This is a genomic window from Streptomyces achromogenes subsp. achromogenes, from assembly GCF_000720835.1.
GTDB classification, from domain to species: Bacteria; Actinomycetota; Actinomycetes; order Streptomycetales; family Streptomycetaceae; genus Streptomyces; species Streptomyces achromogenes.
In genome coordinates, this window is sequence record NZ_JODT01000037.1 from 45,707 (window position 1) to 71,242 (window position 25,536).

The 25,536-nt window shown below is 75.4% G+C and carries 4 protein-coding genes; 2 read left to right on the plus strand and 2 right to left on the minus strand.

Going from position 1 to position 25,536, the window contains the following annotated elements; genetic code table 11:
* Positions 1-41: 41 nt before the first annotated feature.
* Both IH25_RS37950 and IH25_RS0130810 read right to left on the minus strand, forming a co-directional pair.
* On the minus strand, positions 42-2,240 hold the full coding sequence (locus tag IH25_RS37950; RefSeq protein ID WP_051754254.1) for a BTAD domain-containing putative transcriptional regulator: 2,199 nt from the start codon (positions 2,238-2,240) through the stop codon (positions 42-44).
* Between the two features lie 367 nt (positions 2,241-2,607).
* Positions 2,608-4,212: an aspartate aminotransferase family protein gene (locus IH25_RS0130810; protein ID WP_030618071.1), complete on the minus strand. Its 1,605-nt coding sequence runs from the start codon at positions 4,210-4,212 to the stop codon at positions 2,608-2,610.
* Between the two features lie 325 nt (positions 4,213-4,537).
* Between IH25_RS0130810 and IH25_RS0130815 the strand changes: the two genes are divergently transcribed.
* Both IH25_RS0130815 and IH25_RS0130820 read left to right on the plus strand, forming a co-directional pair.
* Positions 4,538-18,367 (plus strand): type I polyketide synthase, encoded by a 13,830-nt coding sequence (locus tag IH25_RS0130815; protein ID WP_037655936.1) that lies wholly within the window; start codon positions 4,538-4,540, stop codon positions 18,365-18,367.
* A gap of 72 nt (positions 18,368-18,439) precedes the next feature.
* A partial coding sequence (locus IH25_RS0130820; RefSeq protein WP_030618076.1) for a type I polyketide synthase occupies positions 18,440-25,536 on the plus strand: 7,097 nt, incomplete at its 3' end.

Genomic DNA, 25,536 nt, shown 5'->3' on the forward strand with positions numbered 1-25,536 from the left:
CGCTGCGTACCACGGTCACTCATTCACGGGTAACCGGATGATCAGCGGCCTCGTCCGCCGGCCCGCTGCACGTGTTTGGCACGCGCCGCGGGCAACGGCAGGCTCATGGACCGCTCGGTGGCGATCCGCTCGGGGGAGCCCAGGGTCACGGTGGTGGCGTGACCCAGGCCGCCGCTCCAGGCGGGGCGCCGCAGCAGCAGTTCGGGCCGGACGGTGGCGACCACGAACAGCGGCACCGGCGCGGCGTCCCCGACCAGCCCGGCGACGGCGTCGATCGCGGCGTCCCCGGCCCGGTGCAGGTCGTCGACGCACAGCACCAGGGGCTCGCTCCCCGCCGCCCGGTGGAAGAACTCCCGCCAGGCGGCCATGACCTCGTCGGCGGGCGCGGGCGCGAGGGCGGGGTCGACCAGGGGCAGCAGCCGGGACAGGAGCCATCGCGCGCTCCGTCCGGAGCGGACCAGCGTCTCGGTCCGCCGGGTCACCGCGGCGCGCGCGGCGGGGGCGTCGTCGCCGGGGCGGACGCCGCAGTACAAGGAGAGCAACCGCGCCTGCACATGCGACGGGCCGGCGTCCGCGTCCGCGGCGGTGGTCAGCACCCGCACCGGCGCCGGCTGGGCCGCCATGCGGCGGGCGAACTCCCCGAGCAGCCGGCTCTTCCCGGCCCCGGCGTCACCGACCACCGTGACCAGATGGGGCACCGAACGGTGCCGGGTGCGCTGGGCCAGGGCGCACAGGACATCCGCCTCGGACGACTGGTCCGCCGCCGGCACGCCGCCCCCGCGGGCCAGCACCTGGCGCGTGCCGATGGCCTGCCAGGGGGCCGCCGTGCTGCCCGACGGGCGGTACGCGACGGTGTCCTCGGTGACCCGGCGGACGGCGTCGCTGACCCGCACCTCACCGGCGGGCACGTCGAAGAGCATCGGCTGGGACTCGTCGAGGACGGTGCCGATGACGATCGGCACATCGCCCTTCGCGGAGGGGCGCAGCAGCACCTCCCCGGTGTCGACGTAGGCGTGCACCGTCAGGCCGGCCGCCGCCGCGCCGGCCGAGGCGGTGCGGGCCCCGAGGGTGACACGTACGGCCAGAGCGGCGGACACCGCCTGACGGACGTGGTCCTCGTCGGCGGAGGAGCCGATGCCGAAGAGGGCCAGGGAGACCGACCCCAGCGACGCCGTCACGGTGCCGCCGAACCGTTCGATCTGTTCGCCGACCACCCAGGCCGCCTCGTCCAGGAGGTCTTCCAGGCCCTCGCCGGACACATCGCCCGGCGGGGGCACGAACTGGGTCCGCAGCGCGACCACGCTCACCCACCGGCGTTCGGCACCCCGGTCCGCCGTCGCGCCCGTAGAACGGCCCCGCGGGTTCCGCGGGGCCGGACCGGCGGCGGGACGGGCCGCCCGTAACCCGTTCCCCGCGGCCGCCGGCGCGGACACCGCGACGGTTCCCCGGGGCTGGTCGCCTGTCAGGCCGACGACCGGGCCGGGACCGGCGTGCCGCGGGGACAACGTCGGGTCCTGGGTGAGGATCGCCTGCTGCAACCGTTGCAGGGACCGGCTCGGGACCAGCCCCAGGTCCTCGACCAGCAGGTTCCGCACACGGCTGTAGGTGCTCAGGGCGTCCGCCTGCCGGCCGCACCGGTAAAGCGCCAGCATCAGCTGGCCGCACAGCCGCTCCCGCAGCGGTTCGGCCCGCACCGTCGCCTCCAGCTCCGCGAGCACGGTGTGGTGCCGGCCGAGGGCCAGCTGTGTGTCGAAGTAGTCCTCCAGCACGTCGAGCCGGGAGTTCTGCACCGCGACCAGCTCGGGCCACTCGAAGCCGACCTCCACCAGGTCGGCGAGGGCGGGGCCGCGCCACAGCGCCAGGGCGTCGCGCAGCAGTTCCGCGGCCTCCTCCGGGGCGCCCTGCGCCTTCTTCTCCCGCGCCTGGGCCACCCACTTCTGGAACAGATGCAGGTCGATCCGTTCCGGGGCCACCTCCAGCATGTAGCCGGGCGACCTGGTCAACAGTCGCGCGGCTCCCGGTGAGCCGTCGGAGGCGGAGGCGAGGACGCCGCGCAGCGCGTACACGGCGTTCTGCAGGATCTTCCGCGCGGTCCGGGGCGCCTCGTCCTCGCCCCAGAGCGCGTTCAGCAGTCGGCTGGCGGCCACCGTACGGTTGGCCTGGAGCAGCAGGAAGCCGAGCATCGCCCGCCGCTGACTGCCGCCCAGCCCGACCTGTTTGCCGTCGTGTATGACCTCCATCGGACCAAGAACCCGAAACTCCATCGGTTCCCCCATGTCAGTGTGCGCCTGATGGCGCTGAGCCTGGACGACAAGTCGTCCCCGTACCGGCCACCATCCTGCGGTGGTCCAGTCCAAGCGCACACAAACCTCGGCCAAAGCGCCCCAGGACGGGGCGCTCTGCGGCTTCCCTGCCGGGAACGGAGGAACATTTCCCGTCCGGAGCGGGCGGAGGGCGACGGCCGGGCCTGTGGCGCCAGGGCCTTCCGTGCCGCCGCCTTCCGTGCCGCCGCCTTTCGCGCCGCCGCCTTCCCCGTCGTCGCCTTCCGTGCCGCCACCCGCGGACCCACCCCCCGGCGGCAGCCCTGCCGAAGGGCCGGGACAGGGTTCAGGACGTCGCGGGGCCGCCCCCCAGGAAACGCTGTCCGTCCTCGGCGCGCAGGACGGAGCACACCCCGCGCAAGGCCGTCCGGAGCTGGTCGATGCCGTCGTCGGTGAGCCGGACGGACGGTTCGAGGCGGAGGGTGTTCACGGCGCTGCCGGTCGGGAAGAGCCGGACGGCGTGCTCCCGCAGCAGGTACCCGGCGACGGCGTAGCCGAGGAAACCGGAGCGCGCCAGGTCCCGGACGGCCGGCGCTCCGGCATCGGACCGGTCGTGGAACTCCACGCCCAGCATCAGCCCCCTGCCCCGCACGTCCTTGATCACATCGGGGAACTCGGCCCGCACCGCTTCCAGCGCGGCCAGGAGCCCGCGGCCCAGCTCCCCGGCCCGCCGGTACAGGGCGCCGCCGTCCGCCTCCAGCAGTTCGAGGACCTTCAGGGCGATGAGGCTGGAGAACCCGTCCTTGGCGAAGGTCGAGCTGTGCACCAGCTCGAACTCCTTGTGGTAATGCGATTCCCGGATCAGGGCGACGGAGGTCTTCGCCACTCCGCCCCCCAGACTCTTGGCGAGGGTGTAGTAGTCGCCGCGCAGCCCGGCGGCCGGGGCGGCGAGGAAGGAGCCGGTGCGGCCCATGCCGCTCTGGATCTCGTCCACGATGACCGGGCAGCCGATGGCGTCGCAGGTCCGCCGCACCTCCCGGGCGAACTCCGGCGGCACTTCGTGGATGCCGCCCTCGCCCTGGACCGGTTCGAGCACGAAGGCGCAGAAGACCGGGAAGTCCCGGTCGACCACGGTGACGGACCCGTCCACGACCACGACGTCGTACAGCACCGCCCGCTCGGCGTCGACCGTCTTCCGGATCGCCTCCGGCTGGTCGAGGGGGATGAAACGCGCCTGCGCGGCCAGCGACCTGAAGGGGGCCCGGAAAGCCTCGTTGTGGGTGAGCTGCACACTGCCCATCAGCTTCCCGTGGAACGCGCCCTCGGGGGCGAGGAACAGCGGCGGCGCCGACAGCCGGTGCGCGTTGTGGCGCTCGATGCCCGCCACCAGGGCGTCGAACCCCGCCTCGGGGTCCTGAGGCCGCTCCCGGACACCGGCCCGGTCGAAGGCGCCGTCCGCCACGACGGCCCGCCCGGCCCGCACCAGGGCGCGTGCCGCCTCCACGTTCGCCGCGATCCCGCCGGTCAGGGCCGCCACCCGGAGCGTGCGGTCGAGCTCGGCGTGCTTGACCGCCGCCTCGACCGCCTCCGCGCCGCTGTTGGCGAATATCGCGAAGTACCGTTCGTCGTCCCCGTGCTCCCGCCGCAGTATCTCGTTCAGCGCGGCGGCGAGCCTGTCGGCGTGGGACGCCCGGGAGAACTGGGCATGGATCGGCAGCTGCTTGTCGAGCAGTTTCCGCGCGTAGGCGACGATCTCCGGATCGTTGTGCCCGAGGAGGACGGAACCGAATCCGCCGACGAAGTCCAGCACCGGGACTTCCCGGCCGTTGTCGTCGAGCCGGAAAAGGTGGTTTCCCGCCGCCCGCACATACTCGACGTCAAGGCTGACCGTCTTCAATATTTCGGCCAGATGAGGTTCCGCAAGGCCGGTTTCCGGTGCTCCAGGGTTCATGTGGCCCTCGCTGTATTCGGTTTCGGTGCGCCGCCGGCGCGAATCGGAAACAGGGTAGGCGTGTTCTCTCATCGCGGGTTAATCAGCGGGTAACGGCCCGGCCATCGATTCCGCGGAACGGGGATTGTCGGTTGATGACTGCACATTGACCCCGCCTGTCCCGGGCGCCGCTAGCATCGCCGGCAGCACCAATTCAACGTTCTTGTCGGGGCTCTGCGGAAAGCTGAGCGGGATCGAAATTCTTCGCCCGCTGGGGCGGCTAGGAAAGGGCGGACGAGCGGTGACGGCACCTGAGCGGGCTGAGTCAGCGACGTCGTACGAGAAAATGGACCGGGCAGTCGCCGTCATCGGAATGTCCTGCCGGCTGCCGATGGCCGACGGCCCCGCGGAATTCTGGGAACTGCTGCGGGACGGCCGGAGCGCCGTCACCCGGCCACCGGCCGGCCGGTGGGACGCGGCGACACCCGGCGACGGGGACGGGGACGGGGACGACGACGGGGACGCCACCGGACCACGGCCCGGCGAACCGCCGTACCAGGGCGGCTTCATCGACGGCGTCGGCGACTTCGACGCGGCCTTCTTCGGCATCTCGCCGCGCGAGGCCGCGGCCATGGACCCGCAGCAGCGACTCGTCCTCGAACTCGCCTGGGAGGCGCTGGAGGACGCGCGGATCGTCCCGGCCACCCTGCGCGGCAGCCGCACCGCCGTCTTCGTGGGCACGCTGCGCGACGACTACACCAGCCTGCTCTACCAGCACGGCACCGACGCGATCACCCAGCACACGATGGCCGGGGTGAACCGGGGCGTCATCGCGAACCGGGTCTCGTACCACCTCGGTCTGCACGGGCCCAGCCTGACCGTGGACTCCGCCCAGTCGTCGTCCCTCGTCGCGGTGCACCTGGCCTGTGAGAGCCTGCGCAGCGGCGAGTCCTCGCTGGCGCTCGCGGCCGGCGTCAACCTGAACATCCTCGCCGAACACGCGGTCACCCAGGAGCGGTTCGGCGGCCTGTCCCCGGACGGCCGCAGCCACACCTTCGACGCCCGCGCCAACGGCTTCGTCCCCGGCGAGGGCGGCGGCGTCCTGGTGCTCAAGCCCCTGGCCGCCGCGCTCGCCGACGGTGACACCGTCCACGGTGTGATCCGGGGCAGCGCCGTGAACAACGACGGCACCACACCCGGACTGACGGTGCCCAGCGAGCAGGCCCAGGCACAGGTGCTGCGCGAGGCGTACCGCCGGGCCGGGGTCCGGCCCGGCGAGGTGCAGTACGTCGAGCTGCACGGAACCGGCACGCCGGTCGGCGACCCCATCGAGGCCGCCGCGCTCGGTGCGGTGCTCGGCACCGGGCGCGACGCCGGCGAGCCGCTGCGGGTCGGTTCGGTGAAGACCAACATCGGGCACCTGGAAGGTGCCGCCGGCATCGCCGGACTGCTCAAGGTGCTCCTGAGCCTGCGTCACCGCAGGCTGCCCGCCAGCCTGAACTTCGAGACCCCCAACCCCCGTATCCCCCTGGCCCGGCTGGGACTGTCCGTGCAGGCGGAACCCGGCGACTGGCCGCGGCCGGACCGGCCGCTGGTCGCCGGGGTCAGCTCGTTCGGCATGGGCGGCACCAACTGCCACGTGGTGGTGTCCGAGGCGCCCGCGCCCACCGGCCGCCCGGAGGACCGGCCCGCGTCCCGCCCGGCCTCCGAAGGCCCCGCCGGGCCGCTGCCGTGGGTGCTGTCCGCCCGCGACCCGCGGGCGCTGCGCGCCCAGGCCGGCCGCCTGCACGAGCTGTGGACCGGCGATCGCGGACCCGGTGACTACGGACCCGGCGACCGAGGCCCCGGTGACCGCGGACCCGGCGCCGCGGACATCGGCTGGTCCACGATCACCACCCGCACCGTCTTCGAGCACCGCGCGGTGCTGCTCGCCGGCCCCGGGGAACTGTCCGCGGGGCTCACCGCCCTCGCCTCGGGCGACCCGGCGCCCACAGTGGTGACCGGCACGGCCCGGCCCGGCCCGCTGGCCTTCCTCTTCACCGGCCAGGGGGCCCAGCGGGCGGGCATGGGAGCCGGACTGTACGCGCGTTTCCCCGTGTTCGCCGAGGCCTTCGACGAGGTGTGCGCACGGCTCGACCCCCTGCTGGAACGGCCGCTGCGCGAGGTGGTCTTCTCCGGGGAGGGACTGGACCGTACCGGATGGACCCAGCCCGCGCTGTTCGCCCTGGAAGTCGCGCTGTACCGGCTGGCGGAGTCCTGGGGCGTGCGGCCCGGCCTGCTGGCGGGCCACTCGGTCGGCGAGGTGGCCGCCGCCCACGTGGCCGGGGTCCTCTCGCTCCAGGACGCGGCCCGGCTGGTGGCGGCCCGCGGACGGCTCATGCAGGAACTGCCCGAGGGCGGGGCGATGACCGCCGTGCGGGCGAGCGAGAAGGACGTGCTGCCGCTGCTCGCCGGGCACGCCGGCCACGTCGGGATCGCCGCGGTCAACGGGCCGCGGGCGACCGTGGTCTCCGGCACCGGGGAACACGTCCTCGCGGTGACGGCCGAGGCCGTGGCGCGCGGCTGGAAGACCAAGCGGCTGACGGTCAGCCACGCCTTCCACTCGCCGCTGATGGAACCGATGCTGGACGAGTTCCGGCGCGTGGCCGAGACGCTGTCCTTCGCCGAGCCGCGCATCCCGGCCGTGTCCACGGTGACCGGCCGCGAGGTCGGCGCGGGGGAGTGGAGCTCCCCGGAGTACTGGGTGGAGCAGGTGCGCCGCCCGGTCAGGTTCCTGGACGCCGTACGCACCATGGAGGCCGCCGGAGCGGGCACCTTCCTGGAACTGGGACCGGACGGCGTGTGCTCCGCCCTGGCCGCCGAATCCGTCCTCGACCCGGAGTCGGCCGGCGCGTTCGCGACGCTGCGCCGCGGGCGCCCGGAACCCGAGTCGTTCCTGACGGCACTCGCCGCCGTCTTCGTACGCGGGGCGGACGTCGACTGGACCGTGGCCTACGAGGGCACCGGCGCCCGGCACACCGCGCTGCCCACCTATCCGTTCCAGCGGGAGACGTACTGGATCGACGGCGCCCTGCGCGCCTCGGCGGCGCACGGGCCCACGGCCCGGCCCGGACCCCGCCCCGGCCGTGAGGCGCAGCGGCCCGGGGCGGAGCGCGACGGATTCGCCGGCCGGCTCGCGAAGCTGCCGGCCGGCCAGCGCCCGCGCGCGGTGACCGAGCTGGTGGCCACGCACACCGCGGCCGTCCTGGACTACGCGCCGGGCCGGGCCGTCGACCTCCGGGCGGCCTTCGCGGACCTGGGCTTCGACTCCCTGATGGCGGTGGAACTGCGCGACGCGCTCGCCCACGCCACCGGCCTGCCGCTGCCCAGCGGCCTGCTGTTCGCCCACCCCACGCCGGGCGCGCTCGCCGCCCACCTGCTCACCGAGCTGACCGGTGCGGCCGGCGACGACGCGGCGGACACCCCCGAAGCCGGGGCCGACCCCGGCGAACCGATCGCGATCGTCGGTATGGCCTGCCGGTTCCCGGGCGGCGTGGACACCCCCGAGGCCCTGTGGCGGCTGGTCGACGAGGGCGGCGACGCCATCTCCGCGTTCCCCGGAAACCGGGGCTGGGACGCCGATCTGCACGACCCGGGCCGGCCCGGCGGCGGCCGGAGCTCGGTCGGCTCGGGCGGATTCCTGCACGACGCGGGCGCCTTCGACGCCGCCTTCTTCGGTATCTCGCCGCGCGAGGCGCTGGCGATGGACCCCCAGCAGCGGCTGCTGCTGGAGACCGCCTGGGAGGCCGCGGAGAGGGCGGGCATCGACCCGGTGTCCCTGCGGGGCAGCCGGACCGGCGTCTTCGTCGGCGGCACCGCCCTCGAATACGGGCCGCGCATGCACGAGGCGTCCGACGGCGTCGAGGGACACGTGCTCACCGGCACCACCCCCAGCGTCATGTCCGGGCGCATCGCCTACCAGCTCGGACTGATCGGCCCGGCGCTGACCGTCGACACCGCCTGCTCGTCGTCGCTGGTGGCGCTGCACATGGCGGTGCGCTCGCTGCGGTCGGGCGAGACCAGCCTCGCGTTCGCCGGCGGCGTCACCGTGATGGCGTCACCCGGCATGTTCGTCGAGTTCTCCCGGCAGCACGGGCTCGCCGCCGACGGCCGGAGCAAGTCGTTCGCCGCCTCGGCCGACGGCACCTCCTGGGCCGAGGGCGTCGGACTGCTCCTGGTGGAGCGCCTCTCGGACGCGCGCCGCAACGGGCACGAGGTGCTCGCGGTGATCCGCGGCAGCGCCGTCAACCAGGACGGCGCCTCCAACGGCCTGACCGCGCCGAACGGAACGTCCCAGCAGCAGGTGATCCGACAGGCCCTCAAGGACGCGGGCCTGACGGCCGGCGAGGTCGACGCGGTCGAGGCGCACGGCACCGGCACCCGGCTCGGCGACCCGATCGAGGCCGAGGCGATCCTCGCCACGTACGGCCGTGACCGCGACGGCCGGGAGCCGGTCTACCTGGGGTCGCTGAAGTCGAACATCGGCCACGCGCAGGCCGCGGCCGGCGTCGGCGGCGTCATCAAGATGGTCCAGGCCATGCGGCACGGAACGCTGCCGAAGACCCTGCACGTCGACGAGCCCACCCCGCACGTCGACTGGTCCTCGGGCGCGGTGGAACTGCTCACCGACCGGCGCCCCTGGCCCCGCACCGGCCGGGCACGGCGCGCTGCCGTGTCCTCCTTCGGCATCAGCGGCACCAACGCGCACGTCGTCGTCGAGCAGGCCGAGGCCGCCGCGCCCCCGCGGCCGGCCGGGCCGCCGGACCACACCGGATCCGCCGGCGCGCCGACCGCCGCACCGGTGCCCTGGGTGATCTCCGCCAGGGACGACAAGGCGCTGCGGGCCCAGGCCGCACGGCTGCGGGACCACATCGCCGCACTGCCCGAGGTCCCCGTCGCCGGCGTCGGCCGGGCGCTCGCCGCCCGCACCCGCTTCGAACGGCGCGCCGCCGTGCTCGGCCGCGACACCGCCGGCCTCCTCGCCGGTCTCGACGCGCTCAGCCGCGGCGCCCGGGACCCGAACGTGGTGGAGGGCGACGCGGGCCGCGCCGCGCTGACCGCGTTCCTGTTCACCGGCCAGGGCGCCCAGCGCGTCGGCATGGGCCGGGAGCTGTACCGCGCGCACCCGGTGTTCAGGGCCGCCCTGGACGCCGTGGCCGCCGCGGCCGACCCCTACCTGGAACGCCCGCTGCTGCGCGTGATGTTCGCCGAGGACGGCACGGAGGACGCCGGCCTGCTGCACCGCACGACGTACACCCAGCCCGCGCTGTTCGCCGTGGAGGTGGCGCTGTACCGCCTGGCGGAGCACCACGGACTGGTCCCCGACCGGCTGGCCGGCCACTCGGTCGGAGAGCTGGCCGCCGCGCATGCCGCCGGGGTGCTCTCCCTCCAGGACGCCGTCGCGCTGGTCGCCGCCCGGGGCCGGCTGATGCAGTCCGCGCCCCCGGGCGGAGCCATGATCGCGGTCGAGGCGGAGGAGGCCGAGGTGGCGGCCGACCTGGCCGGCCTTGAGGACGCCGTCGCCGTCGCCGCGGTCAACGGGCCCACCGCGCTGGTGATCTCCGGGGACGAGACCGTGGCCGAGCGGCTCGCGGACCGGTGGCGCGCGCGAGGGCGCAAGACCCGGCGGCTGCGGGTGAGCCACGCCTTCCACTCCCCGCACATGGACGGCGTCACGGAGGAGTTCCGGGCCGTCGCCGCCGGACTCGACTTCCGGCCGCCCGCGATCCCGATCGTCTCGACCGTCACCGGCGCGCTCGCCGGGACCGAAGAACTGACCTCGCCCGACTACTGGGTGCGCCAGATCCGCGGCACCGTCCGGTTCCTCGACGCCGTACGGACCCTGGAGGCCGACGGGGTCACCCGGTTCGTGGAGATCGGCCCCGACGCCGTACTCACCGCCCTGGCGGACACCTGCTTCACCACCGGGACCTCGCTGGCCGTCCCCCTGCTGCGCGCCGGCCGCGACGAGACCGCCACCCTCACCGCCGGCCTCACCACCGCCCACGTCCACGGCGCCGGCCTCGACCTCACGTCCTTCTTCCCCGAGGCGGCCCGGGTCCCCCTGCCCACCTACGCCTTCCAGCGGGAGCACTACTGGCTCGTGCCCCGGGGACGTACGGACGCCACCAGCCTCGGCCTGACCCCCTCCGGCCACCCGCTGTTCACGGCCACCGTCGAACTCGCCGACCGCGGCGAGCTGCTGTTCACCGGCCGGCTCTCGCTGAGCGAGCACCCCTGGCTGGCCGACCACACCATCGACGGCAGCGTCCTGCTGCCCGCGACCGCCTTCGTCGAACTGGCCACGGCGGCGGGCGAACAGGCGGGCACGGCACGCGTGGACGACCTCACCCTGGAGTCCCCGCTGGTGCTGCGGGACCACTGCGCCACCCAGGTCCAGATCGCCCTCGGCGCACCGGACACCACCGGCGCGCGCCCCTTCACCATCCACTCCCGCCCGGACTCCGGCACCAGCGGGCAGACACCGTGGACCCGGCACGTCTCCGGAACCCTCACCCCGCCGGCCGCGGGCGCGCCCGCCGCCGAGGACCCGGCCGCCTGGCCGCCCGCCGGGGCGGTGCCCCAGCCGCTGACCGACGTCTACCCGCGGCTGGCCGGCCACGGCTACGCCTACGGCCCCGCCTTCCAGGCGCTGCGCGCCGTCTGGCGCGCGGGCGAGGACATCTACGCCGAACTGCGGCTCCCCGAGGAACACCACGAGGCCGCCGCTCTCTTCGCGGTCCACCCCGCGCTGCTCGACGCCGCCCTGCACCCGCTGGTCCTCGACGCCGCCGACGAGAGCGGCGACGCCACACACATCCGGCTGCCCTTCGCCTGGTCCGGGACGACGGTGCACGCCACCGGAGCGACCTCGCTGCGGGCCCGCCTCACCCCGGCCGGACCCGACAGCTTCACCCTCGCCCTGGCCGACCCGGCGGGCCTGCCCGTCGCGACGGTCGAACGGCTGACCCTGCGGCCCGTCCCCAGAGACCGGCTCGCCCGGTCCGCCGCCGACACCGCCGACGCCCTGTTCACCGTCGACTGGCAGGCCGTCGCCGTACCGGAGCAGGCCGGGACACGCCTGGTGGAGGCCACCGGCGAGGAACTGCCCGACCCGGACGGCGCCGACGCCGTCGTCGTGACCTGCGCCCCGGAGGCCGGCCGGGAACTCTCCGCCGAAGCCGCGCACGCCGCCGCGCACCGGGCACTGCGGCGGGTCCAGGACATGCTCCGGGACGACCGGTACGCCCGGACCCCGCTGGTGTTCGTGACCCACGGGGCCGTCGCGGCGCTCCCCGGCGACCCGGTGCCCGGCCTGGCGGCGGCCCCGGTGTGGGGCCTGGTGCGCGCCGCGCAGTCCGAGCACCCCGGCCGGGTGCTCCTCGTCGACCTGGCACCCGGCGACCTCGCGGACGCCCGGGACCTGCTGCCCGCCGCCGTCGCGTGCGGCGAACCACAGCTCGCCGTCCGCCACGGCCGGCTGTACGCGCCGCGGCTGACCCGGACGGCACCCGGGACCGGCCCGGCACCGACCGCGCTCGACCCCGAGGGCACCGTCCTGATCACGGGCGGCACCGGCGGGCTCGGCGCCCTGCTGGCCCGGCATCTCGTGGTCCGCCACGGCATCCGCCATCTGCTGCTGGCCAGCCGCCGGGGACCGGCCGCCCCGGGCGTCGACGCGCTGCGCGGGGAACTGGCCGGACTGGGCGCCGAGGTCACCGTCGCGGCCGTCGACGCGGCCGACCGCACCGCCCTGGCCGCCGTGCTGGCCGGCATCCCCGCCGCGCACCCGCTGACCGCGGTGGTGCACACCGCCGGAGTCCTGGCCGACGGCACCGTGGAGTCCCTCACCGGCGAACAGCTCGACTCCGTCCTACGGCCCAAGATCGACGCCGCCTGGAACCTGCACGAGCTGACCCGGGACGCCCGCCCGGCCGCCTTCGTCCTCTTCTCCTCCCTCTCCGGCATCACCGGCACGGCAGGCCAGGCCAACTACGCGGCGGCCAACACGTATCTGGACGCCCTCGCCGCGCACCGCGAGGCCCAGGGGCTGCCCGCCACCTCGCTGGCCTGGGGACTGTGGAACGGCGACCACGGCATGGGCGGCGCGCTGAGCGAGGCCGACCTCGCCCGGTGGGCGCGGTCGGGTGTCGTACCCCTGACCCCGCGGCACGGCCTGGAACTGTTCGACACCGCGCTCGCGGACGGCGGCACGCTCCTCGTCCCCGCCGCGCTGAACCCGGCGCGGGCCGTCGCCGACGGCACCGAACCGCCCGCTGTGCTGCGCGCCCTCCTGCGGTGGCGGCCGCGCGCCACCGCCGCGGCCACCGCCGGGGACACCGGCTCGTCCTGGGCCCGGCAGACGGCACACCTGCCCGAGGAGGAACGCCGGGAGGCCGTGCTCGGCCTCGTCCGGCGCACGGTCGCGGCCGTGCTCGGACACAGTGACGTCCGGGCCGTCGACCCCGAACGCTCCTTCAAGGAGGCCGGCTTCGACTCGCTGTCCGGCGTGGAACTGCGCAACCAGCTCGCCGCCGCGACCGGCCTGCGGCTCCCCGCCACCGCGGTGTTCGACCACCCGTCACCGGCCGCCCTGGCCGGCTGGCTGGACGGCCGGCTGGCGGGCACGGCCCCGGCCGCCGCCCCGGCACGGTCCGCCGTGGCCGCCGCCGACGAACCGATCGCGATCATCGGCATGGCCTGCCGCTTCCCCGGCGGCGCGGGGAACCCCGGGGAACTGTGGCGGCTCGTCGCCTCCGGCACCGACGCGATCAGCGAGTTCCCGGTGAACCGCGGCTGGGACCTGTCCCGCCTGTACGACCCGGACCCGGCCAGGCCCGGCACCTCCTATGTGCGGCACGGCGGCTTCCTGCACGACGCCGACCGGTTCGACCCGGCCTTCTTCGGCATGTCCCCGCGGGAGGCCGTCGCGACCGACCCCCAGCAGCGGCTGCTGCTCGAAACCGCCTGGGAGACCTTCGAGGACGCGGGGATCCCGCCCGCCTCGCTGCGCGGCACCCGCACCGGCGTCTACACGGGAGCGATGTACGACGATTACGCCTCCCGGCTCGCCGCCACCCCCGAGGAGTTCGAGGGCTTCCTGCTGGCGGGCAACCTGTCCAGCGTGGTGTCCGGCAGGCTGGCGTACACCTACGGGCTGGAAGGCCCGGCGCTGACCGTCGACACCGCGTGCTCCTCCTCGCTGGTGGCCCTGCACCTGGCCGCCAACGCGCTGCGCACCGGCGAGTGCGACCTGGCCCTGGCCGGCGGCGTCACCGTGATGTCGGGCCCGAACACCTTCATCGAGTTCTCCCGGCAGCGCGGTCTGTCCCCCGACGGCCGGTGCCGGTCCTTCGCCGCGGACGCCGCCGGCACCGGCTGGTCCGAAGGCGTCGGCCTGCTCCTGGTCGAGCGGCTGTCGGACGCCCGGCGCAACGGCCACCGGATCCTCGCCGTGCTCCGCGGCTCGGCGGTCAACCAGGACGGCGCCTCCAACGGTCTCACCGCGCCCAACGGCCCCTCCCAGGAGCAGGTGATCCGGCAGGCCCTCGCCAACGCGGGGCTCACCGCGTCCGACGTGGACGCCGTGGAGGCCCACGGCACCGGCACGGCGCTCGGTGACCCCATCGAGGCCCAGGCCCTGCTCGCCACCTACGGCCAGGACCGGCCCGCCGACCGGCCGTTGTACCTGGGCTCCCTCAAGTCCAACATCGGCCACGCGCAGGCGGCGGCCGGCGTCGGCGGCGTCATCAAGATGATCGAGGCCATGCGGCACGCCACCCTGCCGAAGACCCTGCACGTCGACGAGCCCTCCCCGCACGTCGACTGGGAGTCGGGGGCCGTGGAACTGCTCACCGAGGAGCGCCCCTGGACCCGCGTGGACGACCGGCCGCGGCGCGCCGGAGTCTCCTCCTTCGGCATCAGCGGCACCAACGCGCACGTCATCCTGGAAGAGCCCCCCGCCGCCGAGCCCACCGCCGAGCCCGCGGGGGACACCGGCGCCGCGCCGACGCTCCACGACGGGCCCGTACCGTGGATCCTCTCCGGCAAGGACGAGGCGTCGCTGCGTGCCCAGGCGCTGCGGCTGCACCGCCACCTCGCCGCGCACCCCGCGACGCGCCCCGTCGACGTCGGGTTCTCCCTGGCGACCACCCGGTCCCTCCTGGAGCACCGCGCGGCGGTCGTCGCGGACGACCCGGAGGAACTGCTGCGCGGCCTGCGGGCCCTGGCGGAGGGAGAGAGCACACCCGCCGTCGTCCACGCACCCGGCTCCCGGCGGGGCAAGCTCGCCTTCCTGTTCACCGGCCAGGGCAGCCAGCGCCTGGGCATGGGCCGCGAACTGTACGCGCAGTCCCCGGTGTTCGCACGGGCACTCGACGCCGTCTGCGCGCGGCTGGACCACGCGCTGCCCCGGCCCCTGAAGGACGTGCTGTTCGCTTCCCCCGAATCCGAGGAGGCGGCGCTGCTCGACCGGACGGTCTTCGCCCAGGCCGCGCTGTTCGCCGTGGAGGTGGCGCTGTTCCGGCTGCTCGAACACCACGGCGTCACCCCCGACCTCCTGCTCGGCCACTCCATCGGCGAGGTCACGGCCGCACACGTGGCGGGCGTCCTCACCCTGGAGGACGCCTGCGCGCTGGTGGCCGCCCGCGGCCGGCTGATGCAGGCGGCCCGCGCCGGCGGCGCGATGGCAGCCGTGCAGGCGAGTGAGGAGGAGGTACTGCCCACCCTCGCCGGCCACGGTGACGCCCTCGCGATCGCCGGGGTCAACGGCCCCCGGTCGGTCGTGATCTCCGGTGACGAGGACGCGGTGGAAGCCGTCGCCGCCCTCTGGCGGGAGCGGGGACGCAAGACGAAGCGGCTGCCGGTCAGCCACGCGTTCCACTCCCCGCACATGGAGGAGGTCCTCGACGAGTTCCGCGCGGCCGCCTCGCAGGTGGTCTTCCACGCACCGCGCATCCCCCTCGTCTCCAATGTCACCGGGACCCTCGCCACGGCGGAGCAACTGCGGTCGCCGGACTACTGGGCCCGGCACATCCGCTCGGCGGTCCGCTTCCTGGACGGAGTGCGCTGCCTCGCCGGCCAGGGCGTGACCGACTACGTGGAGGTGGGCCCGGACGGCGTCCTGACCGCCCTCGTCCAGGACTGCCTGGACGAGGCCGCCGGCTCGCTCATCCCGGTGCTGCGCTCCGGCCGGCCCGAGTCCCGTACGACCGCCGTCGCGCTGGCGCGGCTGTGCCTGCGGGGCGTGCGGCCGGACTGGTCCGCGCTGTTCTCCGGTGGCCGCCGGGTCGACCTGCCGACGTACGCCTTCCAGCACGCCCGCTACTGGCTCCAGGAGCCGGCCGCGTCCGCCGACGCGGCCGGGCTCGGCCTGGGCCGCACCGGCCACCCCCTGCTCGGCGCCGCCGTGCGGATGGCCGGCCGGGACGCCCTGCTGCTCACCGGCCGGATCTCCCGGGACGCCCAGCCCTGGCTGTGGGACCACGCCGTGCACGGACTGGCCCTGCTGCCCGGCACGGCCTTCGCGGACCTCGCCCTGCGGGCCGCGCGCCAGGCCGACTGCGACCGGGTGGAGGAACTGACCCTGTCGGCGCCGCTGCCCCTGCCGGAACGGGAGGGCGTACAGGTGCAGGCCGTCGTCGGCGAGGCCGACGACGAGGGACGCCGCGGCCTGGAGATCCACGCACGGCCCGACACCGACGACACCCTGCCGTGGGTGCTGCACGCCACCGGCCGGCTGGCCCCGGGCACCGGCCCGCGGCCGGCCCCCGACCCCTCGCCCTGGCCGCCGGCCGGGGCCCGGGAGACGGACCTGGAGGGCGCGTACGACCGGCTGACCGCGCACGGCTACGCCTACGGCCCGGCCTTCCGGGGCCTGCGACGGGCGTGGCACACGGACACCGAGCTGTTCGCCGAGGTCGCCCTCGCCGAGGAACACCACCCGGACGCCACCCGGTTCGTCCTGCACCCCGCGCTGCTCGACGCCGCCCTGCACACCCTGCTGCCGGGCGTGGCCGGCGAGGACCGGACCGCGGTCCTGCCCTTCGTCTGGTCCGGTGTGGCCGTGTGGGCGTCGGGCGCCACGGCACTGCGGGTCCGGCTCACCCTGACCGGCACCGACACGGCCTCGCTGACCGTCACCGACACGGCGGGGGAGCCCGTCGCCTCGGTGGCCGAGCTGGCGCTGCGACCGCTGTCCGCCGAGTCCCTGCACGCGGCGGCCCGCGCCCACCACGACGGACTGCTCGCCGTGGAGTGGACCCCGGCCGCCCCGGCCACGCCCCCGGAGCGCCGGACCTGGGCGGTCATCGGCGGGGACGGCCCGGAGTTCGACGGGCTGGCCACCCATCCGGACCTGACAGCACTCACCGCCGCCGTGGACGCCGGAGCGCCGGTACCCGACGTGGTCCTGCTGCCGCTGCGGTCCGCCCCCGGGGAGGCGGACGAGCCCCTGCCCGGCCGGGTGCACACCGCGACCCGGCGGACGCTGGAACTCCTCCAGGCGTGGCTGGCCGAGGAACGCCTCGCCGGCTCCCGGCTCGTCGTGGTCACCCGCGGCGCGGTCGCCGCGGGCCCCGAGGACGTCACCGACCTGGCCCACGCCGCGCTCTGGGGCCTGCTGCGCACCGCGCACAGCGAGCACACCGGCCGGTTCGCCCTGCTCGACCTGGACGACGCCCCGGCCTCCGCCGAGACGCTGGCCGGCGCCGTGGCGACGGGCGAGCCGCAGGCCGCCGTCCGCGCCGGCACCCTCCTGGTGCCGAGGTTCGTCCGCGCCCACCCCGACCAGGGCGCCGCGGAGCACGCCCCCGACCTGTCCGGCGGCACGGTGCTGATCACCGGTGCCACCGGCGCCCTGGGCAAGGTCCTCGCCCGGCACCTGGTCGTCCGGCACGGCGCGCGCCGTCTGCTGCTGCTCAGCCGGCGCGGCGCGGACGCCCCCGGAGCGGCGGAACTCCGCGACGAACTGGCCGCCCTGGGCGCCGAGGCCGACTTCGCGGCCTGTGACGCGGCCGACCGCGAGGCGCTGTCCTCCGTACTGGACACCATCGGCGCCGAGCACCCGCTGACGGCGGTCGTGCACACCGCCGGCATCGTGGACGACGGGCTGCTCACCGGGCTGACCCCGGACCGTCTGGAGGCCGTGCTGCGGCCCAAGGTCGACGCCGCCTGGCACCTGCACGAACTGACCCGCGACCTGGACCTGACCGCGTTCGTGCTCTACTCCTCCGTCGCCGGACTCCTCGGCACCGCCGGACAGGCCAACTACGCGGCGGCCAACACCTTCCTGGACGCCCTCGCACAGCACCGCCGGGCCCGGAACCTGGCCGGGGTCTCGCTGGCCTGGGGCCTGTGGGAAGGCGACGGCATGGGCGGTTCCCTGAGCGACGCCGACCTGCGCCGCCTGGCCCGCAGCGGCCTGCGGGCCCTGCCCGCCGGCACGGCGATGGACCTCTACGACACCGCCCCCGCCACCGGCCGGGCCGTCCTGGCGGTCACCGGCCTGGACCTGACGACCCTGCGGACCCAGGAGGCGGAGCCGCCCGTCCTGTTCCGCGGCCTGGTGCACCGGCCCGCCCCGCGCGCCGCGGCGACGGCCGACGCCGGACGGTCCGGTCCCGCGCTCGCCGAGCGCCTCGCCCCCCTGCCCGGGCCCGAACAGGACCGGCTGCTGGTCGACCTGGTCCGCACCGAGGTGGCCGGGGTCCTCGGCCACGCCGACCGTGGTGCGGTCGGCGCCGACCGGGCCTTCCAGGACCTGGGCTTCGACTCGCTGACGGCGGTCGAGCTGCGCAACCGGCTCGGCAACGCCACCGGCCTGCGCCTGCCGACGACGCTGGTCTTCGACCACCCGACCCCGGCCGCGCTGGCGTCCTTCCTGCGCCCGCTGCTCGTGGCGGACGCGGAGCCGGCCGGTGCCGCGCTCGGCGGCCTCGACCGGCTGGAGGACTTCATCCGCTCGGCCGGAGCGGACCAGGACGCGCGGCACCGGATCCGCACCCGCCTGCGTGAGCTGCTGGATCTCACCGACACGGCGGACCGGGGGGAGCAGGAGGACAGCGGAAAGCCCGGCCATGACGACCTCGATTCCGCGTCCGACGAGGACCTGTTCGCCCTCGTGGACGGACTCGACTGACCGCGTGCCGCGGCCCGCGCGCCGGGCGGCACCCCGCACACATGCTCATTCGACTGGGGAGTTGACGACCAGGTGGCTGACGAGAAGGAACTTCGCGACTACCTCAAGCGGGCCATCGCCGACGCGCGGGACGCCCGCCGGAAGCTGCGCGAGGTGCAGGACAAGGCACAGGAGCCGATCGCGATCGTGGGCATGGCCTGCCGGTACCCGGGCGGGGTCGCCTCCCCCGGGGACCTGTGGCGGCTGGTGGCCGACGAGACCGACGCCGTCTCCGGCTTCCCCGCCAACCGCGGCTGGGACCTGGAGAAGCTGTTCGACCCCGACCCCGAGCGGGTGGGCACCTCGTACGTGCGCGAGGGCGGGTTCCTGCACGACGCGGACCAGTTCGACCCCGAGTTCTTCGGACTGTCCCCGCGTGAGGCCCTGGCCGCCGACCCGCAGCAGCGCATGCTCCTGGAGACGACGTGGGAGGCGCTGGAACGGGCGGCGATCGACCCGGTGTCGTTGCGGGGCAGCAGGACCGGCGTCTTCGCCGGACTGATGTACACCGACTACGGCGCCCGGCCGCAGCTGCCCGTGGAGGGCTTCGAGGGCTACCTCTACAGCGGCAGCGCGGGCAGCATCGCCGCGGGACGCATCGCCTACACCTTCGGGTTCGAGGGCCCCACGGTGGCGGTCGACACCGCGTGCTCCTCCTCCCTCGTGGCGCTGCACCTCGCGGTCAACGCGCTGCGCGCCGGGGAGTGCGACCTGGCCCTGGCCGGCGGCGCCGCGGTGATGTCGACGCCGGTGGCCTTCACCGAGTTCTCGCGGCTGCGCGGGCTGGCGCCGGACGGACGGGTCAAGCCGTTCTCGGCGGCGGCGGACGGGACCGCGTGGTCGGAGGGTGTGGGGCTGCTGCTGGTGGAGCGTCTGTCGGACGCGGAGCGCAACGGACATCGGGTGCTGGCGGTGATCCGGGGTTCGGCGGTCAATCAGGACGGTGCGTCCAACGGGCTGACGGCGCCCAACGGTCCGGCGCAGGAGCGGGTGATCCGGCAGGCCCTGGCCAACGCGGGTCTGACCGCCGCCGACGTGGACGCCGTCGAGGCGCACGGCACCGGAACCCGCCTGGGCGACCCCATCGAGGCCCAGGCCCTCATCGCCACCTACGGCCAGGACCGCCCCGACGGCCGCCCCCTCCACCTCGGCTCCCTGAAGTCCAACATCGGACACACCCAGGCCGCCGCGGGCGTCGGCGGAGTCATCAAGATGGTGCAGGCCATGCGCCACGGCGTACTGCCGCGCACCCTGCACATCGACGAGCCCACCCCGTTCGTGGACTGGGATTCGGGCGCGGTCCGCCTCCTGACCGAGGCCACCGACTGGCCCCGCAAGGACGACGGCGGCCCCCGGCGCGCGGCCGTCTCCGCCTTCGGCATGGGCGGTACGAACGCGCACGTCATCCTGGAGCAGGCACCCGAGCCCGCCATCGATGCCGACGGTGAGGACGAGGGCGCCGGTGAGGGTGCCGTCGTGCCGCCGTGTCTGCCGTGGTTGCTGTCGGCCAAGTCCTCCAAGGCTTTGGCGGCCCAGGCCCGGCGGCTGCTGGAGCACATCGAGGGGCTCGGCCCGGACGCCGTCCCGGTCGACCTGGCGTACTCGCTGGCGGTGACCCGTAGCGCGCTGGAGCACCGTGCCGTGCTGGTCGCCCCGGCCGACGCCCACCCCCGCGAACAGCTCCGGGCCCTCGCCGACGGCACCCCCGCACCCGACACCGTCACCGGCACGGCCGGCGAGCCGTCCAGGACGGCGTTCCTCTTCCCGGGCCAGGGCTCGCAGTGGACGGGCATGGCCGTGGCCCTGATGGACACGTCACCGGTGTTCGCCGCCCGGATCGCCGAGTGCGGCCGGGCCTTCGCCCCCTACGTCGACTGGTCCCTGGAGGACGTCCTCCGCCAGGCCGACGACGCTCCTTCGCCGGACCGGGTGGACGTCGTCCAGCCGGTGCTGTTCGCGGTGATGGTGGCGCTGGCCGAGCTGTGGCGGGCCCACGGCGTGCGGCCGTCGGCCGTCGTCGGGCACTCCCAGGGCGAGATCGCCGCCGCGTACGTGGCGGGCATCCTCTCCCTGGACGACGCCGCCCGCGTGGTGACGCTGCGCAGTCAGGCCATCGGCCGGGTCCTGGCGGGCCTCGGCGGCATGGTGTCCGTCGCGCTCCCCGTCGAGCAGGTGCGCGAGCGCATCGCCCCGTGGCAGGACCGCATCCAGATCGCCGCCGTCAACGGCCCCTCCTCCGTGGTCGTGGCCGGCGAGGTCGGCCCCCTGGAGGAACTGCTCGCCGCCTGCAAGGCCGACCGGGTCCGGGCGCGCGCCGTCCCGGTGGACTACGCCTCCCACTCCAAGTACGTGGAACTGCTGGAGGAGGAGCTGGCCACCCTGCTCGCCCCGGTCCGTCCGCGGCCGGCGCGGATCCCGTTCCTCTCCACGGTGACCGGCCGATGGGTCGAGGGCCCCGAACTCGACGCCGGCTACTGGTACCGCAATCTGCGCCGCCCCGTGGAGCTGGAACAGGCGGTGCGCTCGCTGCTGGAGGACGGCTTCGGCACGTTCGTGGAAGCGAGCCCGCACCCGGTGCTGGCGGTCGCCGTCCAGGAGACGGCCGAGGCCACAGGCCACGACGCCGCCGTGATCGGCTCGCTGCGCCGCGACGAGGGCGGCCTCGAACGCTTCTGGCTCTCCCTCGGCGAAGCCCACAACCACGGCGTCGCCGTCGACTGGCAGGCGGTCTTCGCCACCACGGGCGCGCGACGCGTCCCCCTGCCCACCTACGCGTTCCAGCGCACCCGCCACTGGCTGGAGACCTCCGCCACGCCCAGCGACGCCTCCGGCTTCGGGCTCGGCTCGGCCGACCACCCGCTGCTCGGCGCCGCCGTCGCGGTCGCGGACCGGGACGGATTCCTGCTCACCGGCAAGCTCTCCCGCCGCACCCACCCCTGGCTGGCCGACCACACCGTGCACGGCTCGGCGCTGCTCCCCGGTACCGCCCTGGTGGAGCTGGCCGCCCGGGCCGGCGAGTACGCAGGCTGCGAGCGGATCGAGGAACTCACCCTCGAGGCCCCGCTGACGCTCCCCGACGGAGAGGGACTGCAGATCCAGCTCGTGGTCGGCGAAGCCGACGAGGACGGGCACCGCAGACTCGGCGTGTACTCCCGGCCCGAGTCCGCCGCGCGGGACCGCCGGGCCTGGACCGCCCACGCCGGCGGACTGCTCGCCCCCGCCACCGGGGAACCCCCCACCGGGCTGCTCGCCTGGCCTCCGGCGGGAGCCGAGGAGGTCGACCTGGACGGCGTGTACGAGCGGGTCGCCGAACACGGCTACTCCTACGGCCCCGCGTTCCGCGGGCTGCGCCGGCTGTGGCGCGGCGACGGCGAACTGTTCGCCGAGGTCGCCCTCGGCGAGGACCAGCAGGCCGACGCCGGGAAGTTCGTCCTGCACCCGGCGCTGCTGGACGCGGCACTGCACAGCCTGCTGCCCGGCGTGGCCGGCGACCGGCCGCCCCTGCTGCCCTTCGCCTGGTCCGACGTGTCGGTGCACGCGACGGGGGCGTCCGTCCTGCGGGTACGGCTCACCCCGACCGGACCCGAGTCCGTGACCCTGCTGGTGGCGGACGGCGTGGGCGCGCCCGTCGCCACCATCGGATCGCTGGCGTTGCGCCCGCTGTCGAAGGAGGCGCTCGCGGCGGCGGCCGACGCACACCGGGACGGATTGTTCCGCGTGGAGTGGACTCCTCTCGCGGCCCCGGACCGGGACGTCGACACCAGCCGCTGGGCCGTGGTCGGCACCGGCGACCCGGCTCTCCCGGTCGCAGCCGGGCGCACCTGGCCCGGCCTGGACGCCCTCGCCGCGGCGGTCGACGACGGGGCACCGGTGCCCGACGTGGTGCTGGTGGTCCCGGCCGCGCGGGAGACGGCGGCCGGGGAACTGCCCGCCGCGGCCCGGACCGCCGTCCGGCACCACGTCGAACTGGCCCGGGACTGGCTCGCCGACGAGCGGTTCGCCGACACCCGCCTGGTCGCCGTCACCCGCCGGGCGGTGGCCGCGGGCACCGACGACGAGGTGACCGACCTGGTCCACGCCGGCCTGTGGGGACTGTTCCGCTCCGCGGAGACCGAGAACCCCGGCCGTTTCGCACTGGTCGACCTCGACGGCCGGCCGGGCGGTGCCGACGCCCTGGCCGCGGCCGTGGCCTCCGGCGAGACCCAGTCCGCGGTGCGGGACGGCGCGGTCGTCGTCCCCCGCCTCGTCCGCGCCCACCCCGGGCGGGCGCCCCGGGACGGTGCGGACACCTCAGCCTGGGAGCGGGGCACCGTCCTGGTCACGGGCGCCACCGGCACGCTCGGCCGGCTGCTCGCCCGGCACCTGGTCGTCCGGCACGGCGCGCGCCGTCTGCTGCTGCTCAGCCGGCGCGGCGCGGACGCCCCCGGAGCGGCGGAACTCCGTGACGAACTGGCCGCCCTGGGCGCCGAGGCCGTCTTCGCGGCCTGCGACGCGGCCGACCGCGAGGCGCTGTCCTCCGTACTGGACACCATCGGCGCCGAGCACCCGCTGACGGCGGTCGTGCACACCGCCGGCGCCGTGGACGACGGACTGCTTGCCGGGCTGACCCCCGAGCGGGTGGACGCCGTGCTGCGGCCGAAGGTCGACGCCGCCTGGCACCTGCACGAACTGACCCGCGACCTGGACCTGTCGGCGTTCGTGCTCTACTCCTCCCTCGCGGGTCTGCTCGGCACGGCGGGACAGTCCAACTACGCGGCCGGCAACACCTTCCTGGACGCGCTCGCCGTCCACCGCGCCGCCCACGGGCTGCCGGCCACCTCGCTGGCCTGGGGCCTGTGGGAGGAGGGCAGCGCCAGCACCAGCCACCTGGACGAGGTGGACCTGAAGCGCATGGCCCGCTCCGGGCTGCTGCCCCTGTCGTCCGAGGAGGGCCTGGCGCTGTTCGACGCCTCTCTCACCACCGGGGAGACGGTCCTCGCGGTCACCGCGCTGGACACCGCCGCCCTGCGCCACAGCGCCGAACCGCCGTCCCTGCTGCGCGGACTCGTGCCCGCGACGCGCCGGCGCGCCCGGGCCGGCGCCTCCGGCGGCTCCTCGCTCGCCGAACAGCTGGCGCCGCTCTCCGCGGACGAGCGGCGCCGGATCCTGACCGACCTGGTGCGCGGACATGTGGCCGGGGTCCTCGGCCACCCCGACCCCGACGGCCTGGACGCCGACCGCGCCTTCAAGGAGCTGGGCTTCGACTCGCTGACCGCGGTCGAACTCCGCAACCGCCTGGGCAGCGCCACCGGACTGCGCCTGCCGACCACGCTGGTCTTCGACCATCCGACACCGGCCGCGATCGCGGTCCACCTGTCGGGGCTGCTCGCCGGCCGGGAGCAGGACGAGGAGCGCCCGACGGCCGGGCCGGCGGCCTCCCCCGCCCTGGCGGCCGACGACCCCGTCGTCATCGTGGGCATGGCCTGCCGCTACCCGGGCGGGGTCGCCTCCCCCGAGGACCTGTGGCGGCTGGTGGCCGACGGGGTGGACGCCATCTCGGAGTTCCCCGCCGACCGCGGATGGGACGTGGCCGCGCTCTACGACCCCGAGCCGGGCCGTCCGGGCCGGACGTACACCAAGAACGGCGGATTCCTCTACGACGGCGACCAGTTCGACCCCGCGTTCTTCGGGATGTCCCCGCGGGAGGCCCTCGCCACCGACCCGCAGCAGCGTCTGCTGCTGGAGACCGCCTGGGAGACCCTGGAGAACGCCGGTATCGACCCGTCGACCCTGCGGGGCAGCCGCACCGGGGTGTACGCGGGCGTGATGTACCACGACTACGCGTCGCGGGTGCGCGACGTCCCCGAGGACATGGAGGGCTATCTGCTCAGCGGCAACGCGGGCAGTGTCGCCTCCGGCCGGGTGGCGTACACCTTCGGCCTGGAGGGACCCGCCGTCACCGTCGACACCGCGTGCTCCTCGTCACTGGTCGCCATCCACCAGGCGGCGCACGCGCTCAGGGCGGGCGAGTGCGACCTCGCGCTCGCCGGCGGTGTGACGCTGATGTCGACGCCCCTGGGGTTCGTCGAGTTCTCGCAGCAGCGGGGCCTGTCACCGGACGGACGCTGCCGGTCGTTCTCCGACACGGCGGACGGCACCGGCTGGTCCGAGGGCATCGGGCTGGTCCTGGTGGAGCGTCTGTCGGACGCGCAGCGCAACGGGCACCGGGTGCTGGCCGTCATCCGGGGGTCGGCGGTCAACCAGGACGGCGCGTCCAACGGGCTGACGGCGCCCAACGGTCCGGCGCAGGAGCGGGTCATCCGGCAGGCCCTGGCCAACGCCGGGCTCACCCCCGCCGACGTGGACCTGGTGGACGCGCACGGCACCGGCACCCGCCTGGGCGACCCCATCGAGGCCCAGGCCCTGCTGGCGGCCTACGGCCAGGACCGGCCCGAGGAACGCCCGCTGTACCTCGGCTCGCTGAAGTCCAACCTGGGCCACACCCAGGCCGCCGCCGGTGTCGGCAGCGTCATCAAGATGGTGCAGGCCATGCACCACCGGACGATGCCCCGCACCCTCCATGTGGAGACCCCCACCCGGCACGTCGACTGGGAGGCCGGCGAGGTCGTCCTGCTCACCGAGGCGCGGGAATGGGAGGCCCCGGACGCTCCGCGCCGTGCCGGTGTCTCCTCCTTCGGCATCAGCGGCACCAACGCGCACATGATCCTCGAAGAGCCGCAGCCGGCCGGGGTCCCGGCGGACGCGGAGCCCGGCGACGTGGGCCGCACGCTGCCCGTCGTCCCGTGGCTGCTGTCCGGCAAGACGCCCGAGGCGGTGGCGGGGCAGGCCCGGAAACTCCTGACGTACCTGGAGGAGCGCCCGGACACGACCGCCCTGGACGTGGCCTACTCGCTGGCGACCACCCGCGCCGCGCTCGACCACCGCGCCGGTGTCACCGGCGCCGACCGCGACGAACTGCTCGCCGGACTGCGCGCCGTGGCCGCCGGCACCACCCCCGCCGTACGGGCCCGTGCCGACCTGTCCGGAGGAACCGCCTTCCTGTTCACGGGGCAGGGGGCGCAGCGGGTGGCGATGGGGCGGGAGTTGTATGGGGTGTTTCCGGTGTTCGCGGAGGCGTTCGATGCGGCGTG

What these genes read in the sequence shown, in the direction of transcription:
- IH25_RS0130810 (WP_030618071.1), bottom strand. Translation starts at nt 4,212, where the DNA reads ATGAACCCTGGAGCACCGGAAACCGGCCTTGCGGAACCTCATCTGGCC.
- IH25_RS0130815 (WP_037655936.1), top strand. Translation starts at nt 4,538, where the DNA reads ATGGACCGGGCAGTCGCCGTCATCGGAATGTCCTGCCGGCTGCCGATG.
- IH25_RS37950 (WP_051754254.1), bottom strand. Translation starts at nt 2,240, where the DNA reads ATGGAGGTCATACACGACGGCAAACAGGTCGGGCTGGGCGGCAGTCAG.